Source organism: Escherichia sp. KTE52, from assembly GCF_000408325.1.
Classification (GTDB): domain Bacteria; phylum Pseudomonadota; class Gammaproteobacteria; order Enterobacterales; family Enterobacteriaceae; genus Escherichia; species Escherichia marmotae.
This window is the reverse complement of sequence record NZ_KE138680.1, coordinates 2,097,933-2,115,333: the sequence shown is the minus strand read 5'-3', so window position 1 is coordinate 2,115,333 and position 17,401 is coordinate 2,097,933. Positions and strand designations below refer to the sequence as shown.

Annotated in this window: 17 protein-coding genes and 1 pseudogene; 5 read left to right on the top strand and 13 right to left on the bottom strand. The window is 51.4% G+C overall.

Annotated elements, in window-relative coordinates; all coding sequences use genetic code 11:
* Positions 1 to 15 precede the first annotated feature (15 nt).
* A complete protein-coding gene (locus A1SC_RS01970; RefSeq protein WP_016262920.1) occupies positions 16 to 258 on the top strand; it encodes a hypothetical protein in 243 nt (80 codons plus the stop codon).
* Positions 259 to 260: 2 nt separating this feature from the next.
* Here A1SC_RS01970 and A1SC_RS01975 read toward each other — a convergent pair whose 3' ends face one another.
* From A1SC_RS01975 to lafU, 6 genes are all read right to left on the bottom strand, one after another.
* Entirely contained in the window at positions 261 to 791 is a 531-nt protein-coding gene (locus tag A1SC_RS01975) for a metal-dependent hydrolase (RefSeq protein ID WP_016262919.1), read from the bottom strand.
* 62 nt (positions 792 to 853) lie between these two features.
* Positions 854 to 1,468: a peptide chain release factor H gene (prfH, locus tag A1SC_RS01980; protein ID WP_000602119.1), complete on the bottom strand. Its 615-nt coding sequence runs from the start codon at positions 1,466 to 1,468 to the stop codon at positions 854 to 856.
* Positions 1,465 to 2,604: an RNA ligase RtcB family protein gene (locus A1SC_RS01985; RefSeq protein ID WP_024214655.1), complete on the bottom strand. Its 1,140-nt coding sequence runs from the start codon at positions 2,602 to 2,604 to the stop codon at positions 1,465 to 1,467. Before A1SC_RS01985 ends, prfH begins: the two co-directional genes overlap by 4 nt.
* Before the next feature lie 241 nt (positions 2,605 to 2,845).
* Positions 2,846 to 3,298 (bottom strand): GNAT family N-acetyltransferase, encoded by a 453-nt coding sequence (locus tag A1SC_RS01990; RefSeq protein WP_068981785.1) that lies wholly within the window; start codon positions 3,296 to 3,298, stop codon positions 2,846 to 2,848.
* Positions 3,295 to 4,350, bottom strand: a complete 1,056-nt coding sequence (gene dinB, locus A1SC_RS01995) for a DNA polymerase IV (protein WP_001226159.1) — start codon at positions 4,348 to 4,350, stop codon at positions 3,295 to 3,297. The genes A1SC_RS01990 and dinB overlap by 4 nt, the downstream gene beginning before the upstream one ends.
* A gap of 135 nt (positions 4,351 to 4,485) precedes the next feature.
* On the bottom strand, positions 4,486 to 5,253 hold the full coding sequence (lafU, locus tag A1SC_RS0122550; RefSeq protein WP_000207585.1) for a putative lateral flagellar export/assembly protein LafU: 768 nt from the start codon (positions 5,251 to 5,253) through the stop codon (positions 4,486 to 4,488).
* Here lafU and A1SC_RS02000 point away from each other — a divergent pair.
* A pseudogene (locus A1SC_RS02000) lies at positions 5,219 to 6,937 on the top strand (flagellar biosynthesis protein FlhA); the annotation flags it as partial. The gene lafU and the pseudogene A1SC_RS02000 overlap by 35 nt on opposite strands.
* A 115-nt stretch (positions 6,938 to 7,052) precedes the next feature.
* Here A1SC_RS02000 and rayT read toward each other — a convergent pair.
* The gene (rayT, locus tag A1SC_RS02005) at positions 7,053 to 7,550 is read right to left on the bottom strand and encodes an REP-associated tyrosine transposase RayT (RefSeq protein ID WP_016248347.1); all 498 of its coding nucleotides are present in this window, start codon (positions 7,548 to 7,550) and stop codon (positions 7,053 to 7,055) included.
* A 175-nt stretch (positions 7,551 to 7,725) separates the two neighbouring features.
* Entirely contained in the window at positions 7,726 to 8,478 is a 753-nt protein-coding gene (locus A1SC_RS02010; protein ID WP_016262916.1) for a C40 family peptidase, read from the bottom strand.
* Between the two features lie 312 nt (positions 8,479 to 8,790).
* On the opposite strand from A1SC_RS02010, the gene dpaA reads away from it, so the two are divergent.
* The gene (gene dpaA, locus A1SC_RS02015; RefSeq protein ID WP_001225687.1) at positions 8,791 to 9,531 is read left to right on the top strand and encodes a peptidoglycan meso-diaminopimelic acid protein amidase; all 741 of its coding nucleotides are present in this window, start codon (positions 8,791 to 8,793) and stop codon (positions 9,529 to 9,531) included.
* Here dpaA and A1SC_RS02020 read toward each other — a convergent pair.
* Both A1SC_RS02020 and lpcA read right to left on the bottom strand, forming a co-directional pair.
* Positions 9,502 to 10,269, bottom strand: coding sequence for a class II glutamine amidotransferase (locus tag A1SC_RS02020; protein ID WP_001515775.1), 768 nt, complete (start codon positions 10,267 to 10,269; stop codon positions 9,502 to 9,504). The two genes, dpaA and A1SC_RS02020, sit on opposite strands and share 30 nt — an antisense overlap.
* 202 nt (positions 10,270 to 10,471) lie before the next feature.
* Positions 10,472 to 11,050 (bottom strand): D-sedoheptulose 7-phosphate isomerase, encoded by a 579-nt coding sequence (lpcA, locus tag A1SC_RS02025; protein ID WP_000284053.1) that lies wholly within the window; start codon positions 11,048 to 11,050, stop codon positions 10,472 to 10,474.
* 239 nt (positions 11,051 to 11,289) lie between these two features.
* Between lpcA and fadE the strand changes: the two genes are divergently transcribed.
* Entirely contained in the window at positions 11,290 to 13,734 is a 2,445-nt protein-coding gene (gene fadE, locus A1SC_RS02030; RefSeq protein ID WP_016262915.1) for an acyl-CoA dehydrogenase FadE, read from the top strand.
* Positions 13,735 to 13,940: 206 nt separating this feature from the next.
* Here the strand turns inward: fadE and ivy are convergent, their stop codons facing one another.
* A complete protein-coding gene (ivy, locus tag A1SC_RS02035; protein WP_016248344.1) occupies positions 13,941 to 14,387 on the bottom strand; it encodes an Ivy family C-type lysozyme inhibitor in 447 nt (148 codons plus the stop codon).
* Between the two features lie 180 nt (positions 14,388 to 14,567).
* Here ivy and yafV point away from each other — a divergent pair, with 180 nt between their 5' ends.
* Positions 14,568 to 15,338 (top strand): 2-oxoglutaramate amidase, encoded by a 771-nt coding sequence (yafV, locus tag A1SC_RS02040; RefSeq protein WP_001118059.1) that lies wholly within the window; start codon positions 14,568 to 14,570, stop codon positions 15,336 to 15,338.
* A gap of 238 nt (positions 15,339 to 15,576) precedes the next feature.
* Here the strand turns inward: yafV and A1SC_RS0122545 are convergent, their stop codons facing one another.
* Both A1SC_RS0122545 and A1SC_RS22815 read right to left on the bottom strand, forming a co-directional pair.
* A complete protein-coding gene (locus A1SC_RS0122545) occupies positions 15,577 to 15,990 on the bottom strand; it encodes a hypothetical protein (RefSeq protein ID WP_016262914.1) in 414 nt (137 codons plus the stop codon).
* Positions 15,984 to 17,401 (bottom strand): RHS repeat-associated core domain-containing protein (locus tag A1SC_RS22815; protein WP_187415757.1); only part of this gene is annotated, 1,418 nt, incomplete at its 5' end. The genes A1SC_RS22815 and A1SC_RS0122545, both read right to left, overlap by 7 nt.

Below are 17,401 nucleotides of genomic sequence, written 5' to 3'. Positions count from 1 at the left end.
GAAGGGCAGAATTGTATGGCGATTTACATTGAGATAACAAAGCATTATGAAACCCATAAAAAAGTCGCATATTTGTATAGCTGCGACCATATTTCATGGGGGGAATTTTTGATCACCAAAGAAAATTTCGCGCTGAAATCCGTGAAAGAGCTTGAAGGTGAAAAGCAGAGTTTTTTTATGCTCAGAGCCTGGGGCAAAGTCAGAAGAACATATTTAACCACGAGAGAATTTCCCAAGGAAATATGTTACGCAGCCTGACGTCAGAACAATTTTTTCACGCGTTTTACAATCATCATTTTGACATTACGCTTGCACCACACAGCAATAGCCGCCGTTACCAATATCAACTCCAGTAAAAACGACCAGTGTAATAAAAAATTTAGCCACCACGGCTGATGTACCGCCGTAATATGAAATAGCGCAAACGGTTTATTAACGAAAGGCATTAGCCACCAGATATCCCCAACCAGCGTATCAAGTAATAAATGCACAATACCATTCAGGCAAAATATCACCCCCAACCACGGCGGAAGTTTATTCTTCGCGACGCCAGCCCAGAGTAGCGTCGCAGCCAAAAGTGTGAACCATAGCAATGGCCAATGAGACGGGTAAAGATGATGATGACGTTGCCCGCTATCAATCAGATAGCACCAGAAGAGATCAAAATCGGGTACAACTGCCCCGACTAAGCCAATAACCATCACCCTCCGCGCATGACGAGCAATCAGCGGCAAGCGTTTTACTAAAGTACAATTTATTAAATATCCAGCCGGAAGATGACCGATAAACATGATGATTCCTTTCGTTTTCACCCGCTGCTTTCACGGAGAAAACGGCGGGACATGTTCCTGAATTACACAGCGATAAAAGCCATCCCTGTAAACGTCCGTCGCGGGTTACCACGTTCAATCTGATGATGGAACATTCGCCGCTGCGATTTCAGCGCCGCACTATTTTCCTGTTGCTGTTGTTCCAGCTTCCAGGCAATCAGCAATCGCGCCAGCCGTCTGTTAGCATGCTGGCTACGTTCCGATTGTACCTTCACACAAATCCCACTTGCCAGATGCGTGGCGCGCACCGCCGAGTCGGTTTTATTGACATGTTGACCGCCCGGCCCCGACGAGCGCAACGTCTCATAACGGATCGCATCTGATTGTTCCTGCTCATCAGCGGTAAAACGCCCAATGCCCAGAAACCAGTTTTTACGCCCATGATGAGGTCGATACGGGCTTGGGCAAATCCACTGAATCGTACCACACCAGCGTTCACTTAATGCCCATGCATTATCGCCATCCAAAGAGACCAGCGCCGAACGCAGCGTGTCAGAGTAGCGCCCCGTTTCTGTTTCCAGCACCGTTACCGCGACGCGCTGTTGGGTAGCTTCTTTAATCAGCCTGTCCAGCGCCTTTTTGACGGCGAGACAGCATTCTTCTGGCCCCTGGGCAGAGGAGAGTTGCAACAAGATCATCCTTTTTTCCCTCCACTGTTTTTGAGCGTCAGTACCGGACGCAACCGCGCGACTGGATTAACTAAACCGGCCCGTACCAGGCATTGCACCACGCTTTCTGCTGATTTATAGGCCTGCGGCGCTTCTTCGAAGATGAGTTGTTTATCGCGGCAAATTACCCGGCTGCCAAGTTCAGTACGCGAGAGTTGCGTCACGGTGTATTTCGCCGCCAGACGCCCTTTACACTCGGTACGTCCCCATTTGCGTCCTGCCCCATGCGCCAGCGAATGTAATGTTTCTTCACAAATGACAGGCTGAACCAGCCACGAGAAATCACCGCGTGAGCCGGGGATAACCACCAGACCGCTATCATCTGGCGTTGCCCCTTTACGATGTAACCAGCCTTGTTGATCGCCAATTTGACTCGCGGTAATAAAGTTATGTGCCACATCCAGAACCAGACTTCCCGTCGCCTTCACCTGCTGCATCATGCGCAAAGCAATCATCTGGCGATTCATACGCGCAAACGCCAACGCATCGTCATGCTCCGCGATATAACGTAGCGCGTCGTCACAGACTTCTGGCAAGCCATGATGAGAAAACGAGGCAATATGTCGCTGTAAAATAGACTGCCCCAAACCACGCGAGCCGCTATGAACCAGCAGTTGCAAATACCGCGCATCCATACCAGCCAGTGCAAACAACTCAGCGTTGATGATTTGATCAATCTGTTGCAGTTCAGCGAAGTGATTGCCGCCGCCGATGGAACCCAGCGAGCTGCGCCACGGATGCTGTGCAAACGCTGACAGCAGGTTTTCCTCCAGCCAGCTTTCTTCGGCAACATCATCCAGAGCAGACAATCGCTTTTCAAACTTATCGGCATTGTATTTGCGGGCAAGGATATCTGTTTGCCATAGCGCCATGCCGCAACCGATATCATTGCCGACCAGCGCCGGGTAAAAACGCCCAACGGAGAAGAAAGCTGCGCCAATCGGGTAGCCGCGTCCGGGGTGTAAATCTGGCATCCCTACTACGCGTTGCATATCGGGAAGTTTTGCTGTGGTGTGTAATTGTTGGATCGCTGAACTCTCGATCCACAGGTCATCGGATGCGATGGTAAATACCGCATCGGATAAAGGACGAATATATTTGCCCATGTACCATTCCATTTATACTCATCATACTTCAAGTTGCATGAGCTGCGACTCAAATTATCAAGAGTAACAATTAAAAAATCAGAAAATGGCAGACGAATCCAGGGCAAAAAAAAGAATTAATCCTGGAAAGGTCTGCAAAGCGTCATTGATAAAGAATTTGTCATGATTGACCTCCTTGCAGTTTGTGGAATAAGAAAACGCGCACATACTAGGCAGGCAATATTTACATTGCAAGCTGGAATTAATCTGGCTGCTGATAACGCATATAAAAATTAGTCAACCACTCTCCCCGGCATTCAACGTTCTGCTGCTTAACTACCTGAAAACCATAACGTTCAAAAAAGGGTTTCGCCGTTATGCTGGCATTTACTGTAAGTTCGGATTCAGACTTAATCGATGGTTTTAACAAGGCGCTGGCGACACCGCGGCGGGTGTATTTCGGGTCAACAAATAATAAGTCGATATAGCGGTCAATTAGCGTAATAAATCCGACTGGTTGCTCATCAATGACCGCAACCCGCACTTGTGATTGCGCGATTTTTTTCTTCCAGCGTGTTTCATCAATCTGCGCCCAAGCGGCAATTTGCTGCGGAGAATAATGTTGGCTAGCCGTCATCGTAACCGCTCTAAGGAAAATAGCGCATATGTGCTGAAAATCTCCGGGCCGATAGTCTCTTATTAATATGTTATTCATAACCCCAACACCAGCTGTCTTTCCATTTGCGGATCCAGCAACGTCACATGCAAGCCCACCAGCCGCACACCGCGCCCGCTGCGGCGTTCATCCCAGGTTTTACGCGCGGTGGCGATTAGGTCAGCTTTATTCAATCGCGGCCAGACATGTTCCTGAGTGGTTTGCTGAAAATCGTCGAACTTTAACTTCACCCCCTGACGAGCAATCAGCAAATCTGGTTTTACCTTCGCCAGACGGCGTTCCAGCTCCGGGTATAGCCGCTCAATGATCGCTTCACATTCAGACCAGTGATGAATATCTTCCGCCATCGTGCGTTCCACGCCGACGGATTTGCGCAGGCGTTCGCTGTTAACATCGCGCTCATCGATGCCCTGACTACGCTCCCATAAAATGTGACCAAATTTGCCAAAACGTTTGAGCAACATCACCAGATCATACTTTTGCACATCGCCGCAGGTTCGCAGCCCCATCGCTTCCAGTTTTGCCGCCGACACTTTGCCGACACCGGGAATTTTCGCCAGCGGCAGGGTTTGCAGAAATGCCGGAACGTCAGCCGGAGTAATCACAAACTGACCGTTGGGTTTATTCATGTCAGAAGCGATTTTAGCGAGAAACTTTACCGGCGCGACGCCCGCAGACGCCGTCAGTTGCAACTCGTTAAAAATCGTCTGGCGGATTTCCTGGGCAATGAGGGTCGCAGAACCGTGGCAATGTACGCTGTCGGTGACGTCAAGATAGGCTTCATCCAGCGACAGCGGTTCAATGCGCGAAGTGTAGCGCGAGAAGATTTCGCGGATATGATTCGAGGCTTCTTTGTAAGCGTCAAAGCGCCCCGGAAGCAGCGTAAGATGTGGGCATAATTTGAGCGCCATACCGGTCGGCATTGCACTGCGTACACCAAATTTACGCGCGGGATAATTAGCGGTGCTGATCACCCCCCGACGTTCGCGGCTGCCGCCAATAGCAATAGGGATATCGCGCAGGGCGGGATTGTCGCGCATCTCCACCGCTGCGAAAAAACAGTCCATATCCACATGAATGATTTTACGCATTGCTCACCTCTCAACACTGGTAAAGTATACAGTGTTTTCAGGGTTTGAGAAATGCGTAAAGATTCAGCAATCTGCCCCCTTATCGCCGGATGCGACGCTGGCACGTCTTGTCCAGACTACAAGAGGTAGTTTTTGCTACCCGTGCTGTTTATCCAGCTTTTGTACCAACGGCTGCACCACTTTGTCGCCATGCTGGCCAAAATATTGATACAGCGTATCGGACGCGCTTTTGGTCAGCACCATAATCTCAATACGTCGGTTACCCGCGCTTTGCGGATTTTTGGTATCCAGCAACATCTGGTCAGCCATCGCACTCACCTGCATCACTTTATCTTCTGGCATTCCGGCTTCTTCCAGCACGCGACGAGCCGAAAGCGCGCGGTCGCCCGAAAGGTTCCAGTTGTTGTAGATATTGTTTTTATAGGCCATCGCATCGGTATGCCCGGTAATAATAATTTTGTTATCGAGCGAGTCGAACACCGGCGCGAGCTCCACCAGCAGGGTTTTAAAGAACGGCATAATCTTCGCGCTGCCGCGTTCAAACATATTGCGGTTCTGGTCGTCTTTAATCAGCACGCGCAATCCCTGCGGGACAATTTCCATCTCCAGATTCGCTTCCATATGCGCATCGCGGGCGATGATGTTGATATCGGTCGCCAGTTCGCCAAGCTCGGTGGCGGATTTCTTCTTAAGCAGCGCCGTTTTCTCGTTCACATCGCGCACTTTTTTCTCCGTCTCTTCCGGCACCGCCACGGTAGCGGGTTTCGGCGGGTGGGTCGGGCTAATTTTATTTAACGGCGACAATCCACCGCCGTTGAAAATCGACTGCCCGTGCAGCGCGGCGATAATGCTTTCCCGCTCAGATTTACTGACGCTGTTGACAATCAACTTTATCGTCGTCACCAAAGGAGCCGAGCGTATTTCCGAGGTTTCTGCCCGCTTTACCCTGGACGCGATGCCCGGCAAGCAGATGGCGATTGACGCCGATCTTAACGCCGGATTGATCAACCAGGCACAGGCGCAAACCCGGCGTAAAGACGTTGCCAGCGAGGCCGATTTCTACGGCGCGATGGACGGGGCGTCGAAGTTTGTGCGTGGCGATGCCATCGCCGGGATGATGATTCTGGCGATCAACCTGATCGGCGGTGTCTGTATCGGGATTTTCAAATATAACCTGAGCGCCGATGCCGCTTTCCAGCAGTATGTGCTGATGACCATCGGTGACGGGCTGGTGGCGCAGATCCCTTCCCTGCTGCTCTCCACGGCGGCGGCGATTATCGTCACCCGTGTCAGCGATAACGGCGATATCGCCCATGACGTGCGTAACCAGCTCCTGGCAAGCCCGTCGGTGCTCTACACCGCCACCGGAATTATGTTTGTGCTGGCGGTGGTGCCGGGAATGCCGCACCTGCCGTTCCTGATGTTCAGCGCCCTGCTTGGCTATACCGGCTGGCGGATGAGCAAACGCCCGCAGGCGGCGGAGGCGGAAGAGAAAAGCCTCGAAACGCTGACCCGCACCATCACTGAAACCAGCGAGCAACAGGTCAGTTGGGAAACCATTCCGCTGATTGAGCCCATCAGTTTAAGCCTCGGCTACAAGCTGGTGGCGCTGGTGGATAAAGCGCAGGGCAACCCGCTCACCCAGCGGATTCGCGGCGTCCGGCAGGTGATTTCCGACGGCAACGGCGTGCTATTGCCGGAGATCCGCATTCGGGAAAATTTCCGCCTCAAGCCGAGCCAGTACGCTATTTTCATCAACGGCATAAAGGCCGATGAAGCGGATATTCCGGCGGATAAACTGATGGCCCTGCCCTCCAGCGAAACCTACGGCGAGATTGATGGCGTTCTGGGTAACGACCCGGCGTATGGGATGCCGGTGACCTGGATACAGCCTGCGCAGAAGGCGAAGGCGCTGAACATGGGGTATCAGGTGATCGACAGCGCCAGCGTGATTGCCACCCATGTGAACAAGATTGTGCGCAGCTATATTCCTGATTTGTTTAACTATGATGACATCACGCAGTTGCATAACCGCCTGTCGTCGATGGCTCCGCGACTGGCGGAAGATTTGAGCGCGGCGCTGAACTACAGCCAGTTGCTGAAGGTGTACCGGGCTCTGTTGACCGAAGGCGTTTCCCTGCGCGATATCGTCACCATCGCCACCGTGCTGGTCGCCAGTAGCACGGTGACCAAGGATCATATTCTGCTGGCGGCCGATGTGCGCCTGGCGCTGCGGCGCAGTATTACCCATCCGTTCGTTCGCAAGCAGGAGCTGACGGTGTATACGCTGAATAATGAACTGGAAAATCTGCTGACCAACGTGGTGAATCAGGCGCAACAGGGCGGGAAAGTGATGCTCGACAGCGTGCCGGTTGACCCGAATATGCTCAACCAGTTCCAGAGTACGATGCCGCAGGTGAAGGAACAGATGAAAGCGGCGGGGAAAGACCCGGTGCTGCTGGTGCCGCCGCAGTTACGCCCTTTGCTGGCGCGCTACGCAAGGTTGTTTGCGCCGGGGCTGCATGTGCTGTCGTATAACGAAGTGCCGGATGAGCTGGAGTTGAAGATTATGGGGGCGTTGATGTAAGAATCCGGCATCGGTGCATATTGCCGGATGCGGCGTGAACGCCTTATCCGGCCTACGGTTAAAGCACAGATTTGTAGGCCGGATAAGCGTAAGCGCATCCGGCACCAGCGCACAATTACAAAATGATACGCTCCCCGGCACTAAAATCCATTACGTCTCCCGCCCAATCGATGGGATATAACCCTTTCGTGACATCGCGATGAAACGTTGAGAATGGCCAATCACTTACTTGCTTTACCCAGCCATGTTTTACTGGATTTATATAAATATAATCAACATGATGGCGATAGTCTTTGGTATTGCGGATGGCGTGCTCCCAAAAACGCGGTTGCCAGATATTTTGCAATCCACAAGCATGGGTGAATTGCTTTTTAATCTCCCGCCAGCGAGAAGAAAAATCATCATCGCTCTCGGGTAATGTCCAGATACAGTGCATATGCTCCGGCAAAACTACCCAGGCGTTAATTTCAAAAGGTCTGGCTCGCTTAACTTTAACAATGGCGTTACGGAGCATCTGATATTGGGTGGTCAAAAGCTGGCTTCGACGATTCCGTAAATTTACCGTGAAAAACCAGGTTCCCCCCTTGATGTAATAACGACGATATTCAGACATAGCGACTCCTTTTTCTCAACGGTAAGAAGAAAAGGAAAAGTCGACAATGAGGTTATGTTATATCGGGAAAGCGGCTCGCAAAAATGCACAGATTTGTAGGCATGATAAGACGCGCCAGCGTCGCATCAGGCATCGGAGCACAATTGCCGGATGCGGCGTAAACGCCTTATCCGTCCTACAAAATCGTCTCTTCCGTCAAAATCCGCCGAGCACCTAAAAAATGGTCCTGCCAGAAAGGTTCGGCTAACCGGCTTATCCGAATGGTTTCGCCGGTACGTGGCGACTCGATAAATTGCCCATCGCCCAGATACACGCCCATATGATCGGCTATCTCGCGGCTGTGGATATGGAAAAACAGCAAATCTCCCCGGCGCAGGTCGTTATTCGCCACAATCGTTGCCCGATGGTAGTGATACATCTCATTGGCCGTGCGCGGGAGCTTCGCCTCGAGAATTTTGTTGTAGGCATAAAAAACCAACCCGCTGCAGTCGAAGCCTTTATCAGGCCGCGTGCCGCCCCAGACGTAAGGCTTACCAAGCTGTTGCTCCAGGCGGTGGATCGCCACTTCGGTGATATTGTGCAGGTGGTCGCTGCTTAAGAAATGGTTGTTTTCTGCCAACGCCTGCCAGCGTCTGTCACTCGACTTGAGCGGCGCAGGAAACCATTCTGGATGCTGTTTTATCTGCTCGCGGTTGTGCTGGCGCAGCGCCCTTCTGCTTTGTGCGTTCCCTTCTACAATGTAGCTGGCCTGTTTTTTCAGATGCGCGTGGTATCGCTTTAGCAATCGCGCACGGTTTTGCATCCGCTGGCGGGCGGCGTAACTGAAGGAGGTGTGTGATGTGGGAGTGGCGTTGGCAAATATAGGAAGCCAAAGGGACAAAGAAAACACGCCCAGGCGCAGAAATCTGCCGTGAGAGAACGAATACATGAAGGATATAAACTGGCTGAATGAAGGTGATAATTTTAAAGGAGCGGGTGGGTAAATAGGATTATTAATCGCTTATTTGCATATTACTATTGCAGTTTCATAACCTTAGGAAATAAGTAATAAATCCGCTATACAGCCGCTTTTCGGACTTTTGAAAATCGCCCCTTATGCTAAATTTGTAAACCCAGCACCGACAGGCTTGCGTAAAACTCTTTTGGTGCTAATGTGAGCCTTCCAAATCCAGACTATTCCGATTTGGGATCTATTTTGCCGCCCTGGCGTGTGTAACCGTTTTATCAAGGAATAAGCAGTATGCGTAAAATCGCATTAATTCTTGCGATGTTGTTGATCCCGTGCGTTTCGTTTGCCAGTTTGCTGGGCAGCGGTAGTTCCACCACGCCAGTGAGCAAAGAGTATAAGCAGCAGTTGATGGGATCCCCTGTCTACATCCAAATCTTCAAGGAAGAGCGCACGCTCGATCTCTACGTCAAAATGGGCGAGCAATATCAATTACTCGACAGCTACAAAATTTGTAAATATTCCGGCGGGTTAGGCCCCAAACAGCGTCAGGGCGATTTCAAAAGTCCGGAAGGGTTTTATAGCGTTCAGCGTAATCAATTAAAACCAGACAGCCGTTACTACAAAGCAATTAATATTGGTTTCCCCAACGCCTATGACCGCGCACATGGTTACGAAGGGAAATACCTGATGATTCACGGCGATTGTGTTTCTATCGGTTGCTACGCGATGACCAATCAGGGTATTGATGAGATTTTCCAGTTCGTTACTGGCGCACTGGTGTTTGGTCAGCCGAGTGTGCAGGTGAGCATTTATCCTTTCCGTATGACCGACGCCAATATGAAGCGCCATAAGTATTCCAACTTTAAGGACTTCTGGGAACAACTGAAGCCGGGCTACGACTACTTTGAACAGACTCGTAAGCCACCGACGGTTTCTGTCGTCAATGGCCGTTACGTGGTCAGCAAGCCGTTGAGCCACGAAGTGGTGCAACCACAACTGGCATCAAACTACACGCTCCCCGAGGCAAAATAAGCGCCATTCGCCTGGCATAATCTTTTGCCAGGTTTCATTGCCCGTCAGCGGCTGAGTTGCAATCACCGTGACCACATCATTCGGTGTGGTCTGCGAGCTGAAGTCGATTTCCACATCCTGATCCAGCAACGTTGCCACGCCAAACGGCGCGCGGCGGGTGATCCAGTGCAGATTGGTTGAACAATACGCCATCACGTAACGTCCGTCCGAAAGCAGCATGTTGAAGACGCCCTTCTGCCGCAGTTCATCCGCCAGTGAGGCGATATATTTAAATACCGCCACCATGTTGCCCGGTGTGCGCGGATAACGCTGCGTCAGTTTATACAACAACCAGCAGAAGGCTTTTTCGCTGTCGGTTTCGCCCACCGGGCGAAAGTTGCCGGTTTCCAGTGATTTATAGCCCGTCAGTTGCCCATTATGCGCATACGTCCAGTTGCGTCCCCACAGTTCACGGGTAAACGGGTGAGTGTTTTCCAGCGCCACCTCGCCCCGATTCGCCTGGCGAATATGAGCGATTACCGAGCAAGATTTTATCGGATAGTCCTGAACCAGTTTGGCGATGGGGGAATTAAAGCTGGGTTGTGGATCTTTAAATGTGCGACAACCTTTGCCTTCGTAAAAAGTGATCCCCCAGCCATCTTTATGCGGCCCGGTTCCACCACCGCGCTGCACAAGCCCAGTGAAACTAAAGCAGATATCGGTTGGGACGTTGGCGCTCATCCCGAGCAGTTCGCACATCGGTAACCTCCACAACAGCAGGGGGATGCCCCCGGCGAAGATTGGTTTAAGGATTTTCTGGCCGGACGCGGCGTAAACGTTTTATCCGGCCTACAGTTCGGGCACAGATTTGTAGGCATGATAAGACGCGTCAGCGTCGCATCAGGCATCAGCGCACAAATGCCGGATGCGGCGTAAACGCCTTATCCGGCCTACGCCAGACTTACTTAGCCATCTCTTTTTCGATTAACTGGATCAGAATATGGATCACTTTAATGTGAATTTCCTGAATACGGTCGGCATAGCCAAAGTGCGGAACGCGAATTTCAATATCCGCTGTGCCAGCCATTTTGCCGCCGTCTTTACCGGTCAGGGTGATCACTTTCATCCCCTTCTCACGCGCCGCCGCGATCGCTTTGATCACGTTTGCAGAGTTACCGGAAGTGGAGATCCCCAGCAGCACGTCACCTTCGCGACCTACCGCTTCAACGTAGCGGGAGAAAATATCGTTAAATCCAAAATCGTTACCGACGCAGGTGATGTGGCTGACATCAGAAATGGCAATCGCCGGATAGCCCGGACGGTTTTCACGGTAACGACCGGTCAACTCTTCTGCAAAGTGCATAGCATCGCAATGGGAGCCGCCGTTGCCGCAGGAAAGCACCTTACCACCGGCTTTAAAGCTGTCTGCTAACAGGACCGCCGCGCGCTGAATGGCGTGAATATTGGCGTCATCTTTTAAAAAGTTAGCCAGCGTTTCCGCCGCTTCGTTCAGTTCGTTACGAATAAGATCCTGGTACATGAGGATATCCTTCAGCATAAATTAAATAGACAAAATGCAGTGTACCGGATACCGCCAGAAGCGAGAAGTCCAGGGCAGCGCAATGGCCAGGACTTTTTGACCTGAAGTGGGGATAAAAACAGCAACAATGTGAGCTTTGTTGTAATTATATTGTAAATACATTGCTAAATATTTTTACATCTACTACAACCATATCATCACAAGTGGTCAGACCTCCTACAAGTAAGGGGCTTTTCGTTATGATGATTTTGAGTATTCTCGCTACGGTTGTCCTGCTCGGCGCGTTGTTTTATCACCGCGTGAGCTTATTTTTCAGCAGTCTGCTTTTGCTCGCCTGGACAGCCGCCCTCGGCGTCGCAGGTCTGTGGTCGGCGTGGGTACTGGTGCCTCTGGCCATTATCCTCGTGCCGTTTAACTTTGCGCCTATGCGTAAATCGATGATTTCTGCGCCGGTGTTTCGTGGTTTCCGTAAGGTGATGCCGCCGATGTCGCGCACCGAGAAAGAAGCGATTGATGCAGGCACCACCTGGTGGGAAGGTGACTTGTTCCAGGGCAAACCGGACTGGAAAAAGCTGCATAACTATCCACAACCACGCCTGACTGCTGAAGAGCAAGCGTTTATCGACGGTCCGGTAGAAGAAGCCTGCCGGATGGCAAATGATTTCCAGATTACGCATGAGCTGGCGGATCTGCCGCCGGAGCTGTGGGCATATCTGAAAGAGCATCGCTTCTTTGCGATGATCATCAAAAAAGAGTACGGCGGGCTGGAGTTCTCGGCTTATGCCCAGTCTCGCGTGCTGCAAAAGCTCTCTGGCGTGAGCGGGATCCTGGCGATTACCGTCGGCGTGCCGAACTCATTAGGTCCGGGCGAACTGCTGCAACATTACGGTACTGACGAGCAGAAAAATCACTATCTGCCACGTCTGGCGCGTGGTCAGGAGATCCCTTGCTTTGCACTGACCAGCCCGGAAGCGGGTTCCGATGCGGGTGCGATTCCAGATACCGGGATTGTCTGTATGGGGGAATGGCAGGGTCAGCAGGTGCTGGGAATGCGTCTGACCTGGAACAAACGCTACATTACGCTGGCACCGATTGCGACCGTGCTCGGACTGGCGTTTAAGCTCTCTGATCCAGAAAAACTGCTCGGCGGTGATGAAGATTTAGGTATTACCTGTGCACTAATCCCAACCACCACGCCGGGCGTGGAAATTGGTCGTCGCCACTTCCCGCTGAACGTGCCATTTCAGAACGGACCGACACGCGGCAAAGATGTTTTCGTACCGATCGATTACATTATCGGCGGCCCGAAAATGGCCGGGCAAGGCTGGCGGATGCTGGTGGAGTGTCTCTCGGTGGGCCGTGGCATCACCCTGCCTTCCAACTCAACCGGCGGCGTGAAGTCGGTGGCTCTGGCAACCGGTGCGTATGCTCACATTCGTCGTCAGTTCAAAATCTCTATCGGTAAGATGGAAGGGATTGAAGAGCCGCTGGCGCGTATTGCCGGGAACGCCTACGTAATGGATGCTGCGGCATCGCTGATTACCTACGGCATTATGCTCGGTGAAAAACCCGCCGTGCTGTCGGCTATCGTTAAGTATCACTGTACCCATCGCGGGCAGCAGTCGATTATTGATGCGATGGATATCACCGGCGGTAAAGGCATTATGCTCGGGCAGAGCAACTTCCTGGCACGAGCTTACCAGGGCGCGCCGATCGCCATCACCGTTGAAGGTGCCAACATTCTGACCCGCAGCATGATGATCTTCGGTCAGGGAGCGATTCGTTGCCATCCGTATGTGCTGGAAGAGATGGAAGCGGCGAAAAATAATGACGTTAACGCATTTGATAAGTTGCTGTTCAAACATATCGGTCACGTCGGTAGCAACAAAGTTCGCAGCTTCTGGCTTGGTTTGACGCGCGGTTTAACCAGCAGCACGCCAACCGGCGATGCGACTAAACGTTATTATCAGCACCTGAACCGCCTGAGCGCCAACCTCGCCCTGCTTTCTGATGTCTCGATGGCGGTACTGGGCGGCAGCCTGAAACGTCGTGAACGTATCTCGGCACGTCTGGGGGATATTTTAAGCCAGCTTTACCTCGCCTCCGCCGTTCTGAAGCGTTATGACGATGAAGGCCGCAATGAAGCTGACCTGCCGCTGGTGCACTGGGGCGTACAAGATGCACTGTATCAGGCTGAACAGGCGATGGACGATTTACTGCAAAACTTCCCGAACCGCGTGGTTGCCGGGTTGCTGAATGTGGTGATCTTCCCGACCGGACGTCATTATCTGGCACCATCTGACAAGCTGGATCATAAAGTGGCGAAGATTTTACAAGTGCCAAACGCCACCCGTTCACGCATTGGCCGCGGTCAGTATCTGACGCCGAGCGAGCATAATCCGGTTGGTTTGCTGGAAGAGGCACTGGTGGATGTGATTGCCGCCGACCCCATTCATCAGCGCATCTGTAAAGAGCTGGGTAAAAACCTGCCGTTTACCCGTCTGGATGAACTGGCGCACAACGCGCTGGCGAAGGGGCTGATTGATAAAGATGAAGCCGCCATTCTGGTAAAAGCAGAAGAGAGCCGTCTGCGCAGTATTAACGTTGATGACTTTGACCCGGAAGAGCTGGCGACGAAGCCGGTAAAGTTGCCGGAGAAAGTACGGAAAGTTGAAGCTGCGTAATGCCGAAAGGTTTCATTTGAGACTGATGACAAACGTAAGATTGCCTGATGTGCTACGCTTATCAGGCCTACGTGATTCATGCAATACATTGAATTTTCACGATTTTGTAGGACGGATAAGGCGTTCACGCCGCATCCGGCATGAACAACGCGTACTTTGTCAACAATCAGAACGGAGCCGAAAGGCTCCGTTTCTTTATCCGCTGATTATTTAAAATTAAAACCATCCGGATGGTTTTCCAGGCTGCCGGTCAACGCGGCGAACAGCACCGTTTTACCATCAATCGAAAGCGCATCGTTCACATTCAGCCAGGTGAGTTTCTCTTGTGACGTTTTCTCATCAATGGTCGAGAACAACCCCGTCATCTGATTAGATTTCTCGGACCACATCACCGCAATACGTTGCGAGCCGCAGTCATGCGGTTTGCACGCACTCATCACCTGATACGTCTCATCTCCCAACGTCACTGTTTGCGCGGGGGTATAAGTACCGCCTTTTATCACCCAGGCGGGCAACTTATGCCCTTCCACCATCTGATTAAACGCTGCTTTGGTGGCTTCACCCTTTGCCAGGCTGCTAATGGTTAAATCATCCTGCGCCATTGCACTGGTGGCGATGACCAAAGCGGCGACTGTCGTTATTGCCTTAAACATCATTCCTCCCGAGCTTATCCTGCCCATGTTATTAACGCCCTAAAGATTGGCTATAACACAGTAATTTGCAAATAAGATATTTCCAATATCAGCATTTGTTATCAATCTCTACCGCAGTAAGGTAATAACCCGATAAAGTGTTAAAGTTATAAAACCCCTCAAATAAAGGAGTTGTACACCGTGCCTGGTTTGAAGATTACGCTTTTGCAGCAACCGTTGGTGTGGATGGATGGTCCTGCCAACCTGCGCCATTTTGATCGTCAACTGGAAGGTATTACCGGGCGCGATGTGATCGTTCTACCGGAGATGTTTACCAGCGGCTTTGCCATGGAAGCTGCGGTTTCATCGCTAGCGCAAGATGATGTTGTGAACTGGATGACCGCTAAAGCGCAACAGTGCAATGCGCTGATTGCAGGCAGTGTTGCATTGCAAACGGACGCTGGTTCGGTTAATCGATTTTTGCTGGTAGAGCCAGGCGGCACGGTGCATTTTTATGATAAGCGTCATCTGTTCCGAATGGCAGATGAGCATCTGCATTATAAAGCAGGCAATGAGCGAGTGATTGTGCAATGGCGCGGCTGGCGTATTTTGCCGCTGGTGTGCTACGACCTGCGCTTTCCGGTGTGGTCGCGCAATCTCAATGATTATGACCTCGCAATCTACGTTGCCAACTGGCCTGCCCCGCGCTCTTTGCACTGGCAAGCATTGCTGACGGCCCGCGCGATTGAGAATCAGGCGTATGTGGCGGGATGCAATCGCGTCGGCAGCGATGGCAACGGCTGTCATTATCGGGGTGACAGCCGGGTGATTAATCCGCAAGGCGAGATTATCGCCACCGCCGAACCACATCAGGCTACGCGTATAGACGCTGAACTTTCGATGGTGGCGTTACGGGAGTATCGCGAAAAATTCCCGGCATGGCAGGATGCGGATGAGTTTAGGTTGTGGTGAAATCAGCGCCAGATAGGTGAGAGAAGCGGGAGTTGAGATCGGCACGAACCTTACCGTGAAGATCTCGGAGGGATGCCTAAGCCTGATCGCTGAAAGCGACGAAGTACAGGAACTGAGGAAGGAAATTTATCAGGTTAAACAGTCTGTTAAGGGGATGCGGGACGGGATGTTTAGTGTGATGAACGAGAGTTAAATAATAAAAAGCCGGAAAATCATTAATCTTCCGGCATTTTTTGTTTCAATCATTGCCCTGAGCAAAATCTATAGCATCTATTACCCTCTGATTCTTTTTGTTAGCTAATAAAAAACCTGACCAACTTAATATGTCTTCAAGTTTATCTTTACCGAGAATTTCCTTTATATCAGATAGCATAACTTCAAGATCTGCCACATGATCTTTAGCGTTATTAGAAAGATCAAGGGAAAGATAGCGTCTTTTTAATAAATTAAGTGCATTATCTGGAGCAACGTGTAAAAGAATTTCGAATGCTTTTAATTGAAATATTTTATTAGTTACTAAAAACTCCAATATTGAAATATCTTCAGGAGATAAGAACTGGTTAAAGTCATTTTGCTTTCCATTATAACTTCTTATGTCATGCCATAATTGGTTATATATGTCACTGAACTGTTTTAAGGTATCGCTTAACATTTCCTGACTTTCCCTCGATTTACTATATCTGTTGGATCGACATTATCTTTAATTTTCCAGTCCATTACACCACCTTTCGTTTTTCCTTTTAATTCAACATTTTTCTTTGTGGTATCAATATCAACATAATAATCAGCACCTAAAGCCCCAGTGCTTCTTTTTATCGCATCAGGGTTTTTAGGATCAACTTTAACAGAGGTGACGCTTATTCCTCCTCGAGGATCTGTTGGATCAAATACAAAACCATTTTTAAGGAAATCTTTATATTCAGCTTTTGACATAAAACGGCGAACTATTCCAGGATTTTGAGGTACGCCATTTACAAGACCACTACCACTTAATCCAAGTGGATCTATCCATAACAGAGGATTAGGCGCATAGGCATATAAATTTAACCCACCCGCCAGCCCTATCGGGTCCTGGCTGATAAACCTTCCGCACTCCGGCGCATAATATCTGAACAGATTGTAATGCAGCCCCGTTTCTTCGTCAAAGTACTGCCCCGGCAGTCGCAGCGGCTGTTCAAAGTACGCCCCGCTGTTGCTGATGTCGCCCCGGTTTTCACCAAATCCCGCCTGGTAGCCCGCCCACACCAGCGTTCCGTCCGCTGCGCTCACCTCCTGCACCGTGCCCGTCACGTCCGTGTGGTAATACCAGATTTTCCGGCTTTCCCCGCGCCCCGTGACAGCCGCCACCGGCGTGTACGGCTGTTCCGCGTCGTACAGGTACGTCCGCTTTCCCTGCCACGTTGTCTCCTGCAACAGCCGGAATCCTTCCCACACAAACGTCGTCCGCCACTGTTCCCGCTGGTTCGTATGGCGGCCATACGTCGCCTTGCTGATGTGCCTGCCCAGCGCATCGTACTGATACCACGTCTCGCTGTTGCTGCTGATGACCCGCGTTAACTGCCCCTGCGCGTTCCACTCCAGTTGCTGGTCCCTGCGCTCTGTCAGTTCGCCCCATTCGTTATAGCGGTAACGGTCACGCCCGTAGCCCGCCAGGCGGTTATCCGGCACCGCTCCCTGATACTCGTCCGTCAGCAGGTTGCCCGCTTTGTCGTAATAATAATGGTCATGGTCGTACATCTGACCCGTGCGGCTGGTCAGCCAGCCGCTCCGGTCATAGCTGAACACCAGGCAACCGCGCAGTTTGTCATTGATGCCGCCGACTTCACCGTCTGCGTTCCAGATGTAATCCCGCGCCGTCACGCTGTCGTTATGCGCCGGGGGTTTACCGGCCTGCTGCGGATTCTGGCTGCCGCCAGACAGGCTGCGCTGCCAGCTTAACCGGTTGTCGGCGTTGTAGCCGCTGAACGTCGTCAGCCACCCGCTGCGGTCATACGCAAAACGCACCGTGTCCGCCTGCATGTGGTGCAGCCGTTCCCCCGCCTCCGTGGGAGTGAGCGTCACCT

Excerpts from the sequence above, each read along its gene's own strand:
- A1SC_RS01970 (WP_016262920.1), top strand. The coding sequence starts at position 16 with ATGGCGATTTACATTGAGATAACAAAGCATTATGAAACCCATAAAAAA.
- A1SC_RS01975 (WP_016262919.1), bottom strand. The coding sequence starts at position 791 with ATGTTTATCGGTCATCTTCCGGCTGGATATTTAATAAATTGTACTTTA.
- prfH (WP_000602119.1), bottom strand. The coding sequence starts at position 1,468 with ATGATCTTGTTGCAACTCTCCTCTGCCCAGGGGCCAGAAGAATGCTGT.
- A1SC_RS01985 (WP_024214655.1), bottom strand. The coding sequence starts at position 2,604 with ATGGGCAAATATATTCGTCCTTTATCCGATGCGGTATTTACCATCGCA.
- A1SC_RS01990 (WP_068981785.1), bottom strand. The coding sequence starts at position 3,298 with ATGAATAACATATTAATAAGAGACTATCGGCCCGGAGATTTTCAGCAC.
- dinB (WP_001226159.1), bottom strand. The coding sequence starts at position 4,350 with ATGCGTAAAATCATTCATGTGGATATGGACTGTTTTTTCGCAGCGGTG.
- rayT (WP_016248347.1), bottom strand. The coding sequence starts at position 7,550 with ATGTCTGAATATCGTCGTTATTACATCAAGGGGGGAACCTGGTTTTTC.
- A1SC_RS02010 (WP_016262916.1), bottom strand. The coding sequence starts at position 8,478 with ATGTATTCGTTCTCTCACGGCAGATTTCTGCGCCTGGGCGTGTTTTCT.
- dpaA (WP_001225687.1), top strand. The coding sequence starts at position 8,791 with ATGCGTAAAATCGCATTAATTCTTGCGATGTTGTTGATCCCGTGCGTT.
- A1SC_RS02020 (WP_001515775.1), bottom strand. The coding sequence starts at position 10,269 with ATGTGCGAACTGCTCGGGATGAGCGCCAACGTCCCAACCGATATCTGC.
- lpcA (WP_000284053.1), bottom strand. The coding sequence starts at position 11,050 with ATGTACCAGGATCTTATTCGTAACGAACTGAACGAAGCGGCGGAAACG.
- fadE (WP_016262915.1), top strand. The coding sequence starts at position 11,290 with ATGATGATTTTGAGTATTCTCGCTACGGTTGTCCTGCTCGGCGCGTTG.
- ivy (WP_016248344.1), bottom strand. The coding sequence starts at position 14,387 with ATGTTTAAGGCAATAACGACAGTCGCCGCTTTGGTCATCGCCACCAGT.
- A1SC_RS0122545 (WP_016262914.1), bottom strand. The coding sequence starts at position 15,990 with ATGTTAAGCGATACCTTAAAACAGTTCAGTGACATATATAACCAATTA.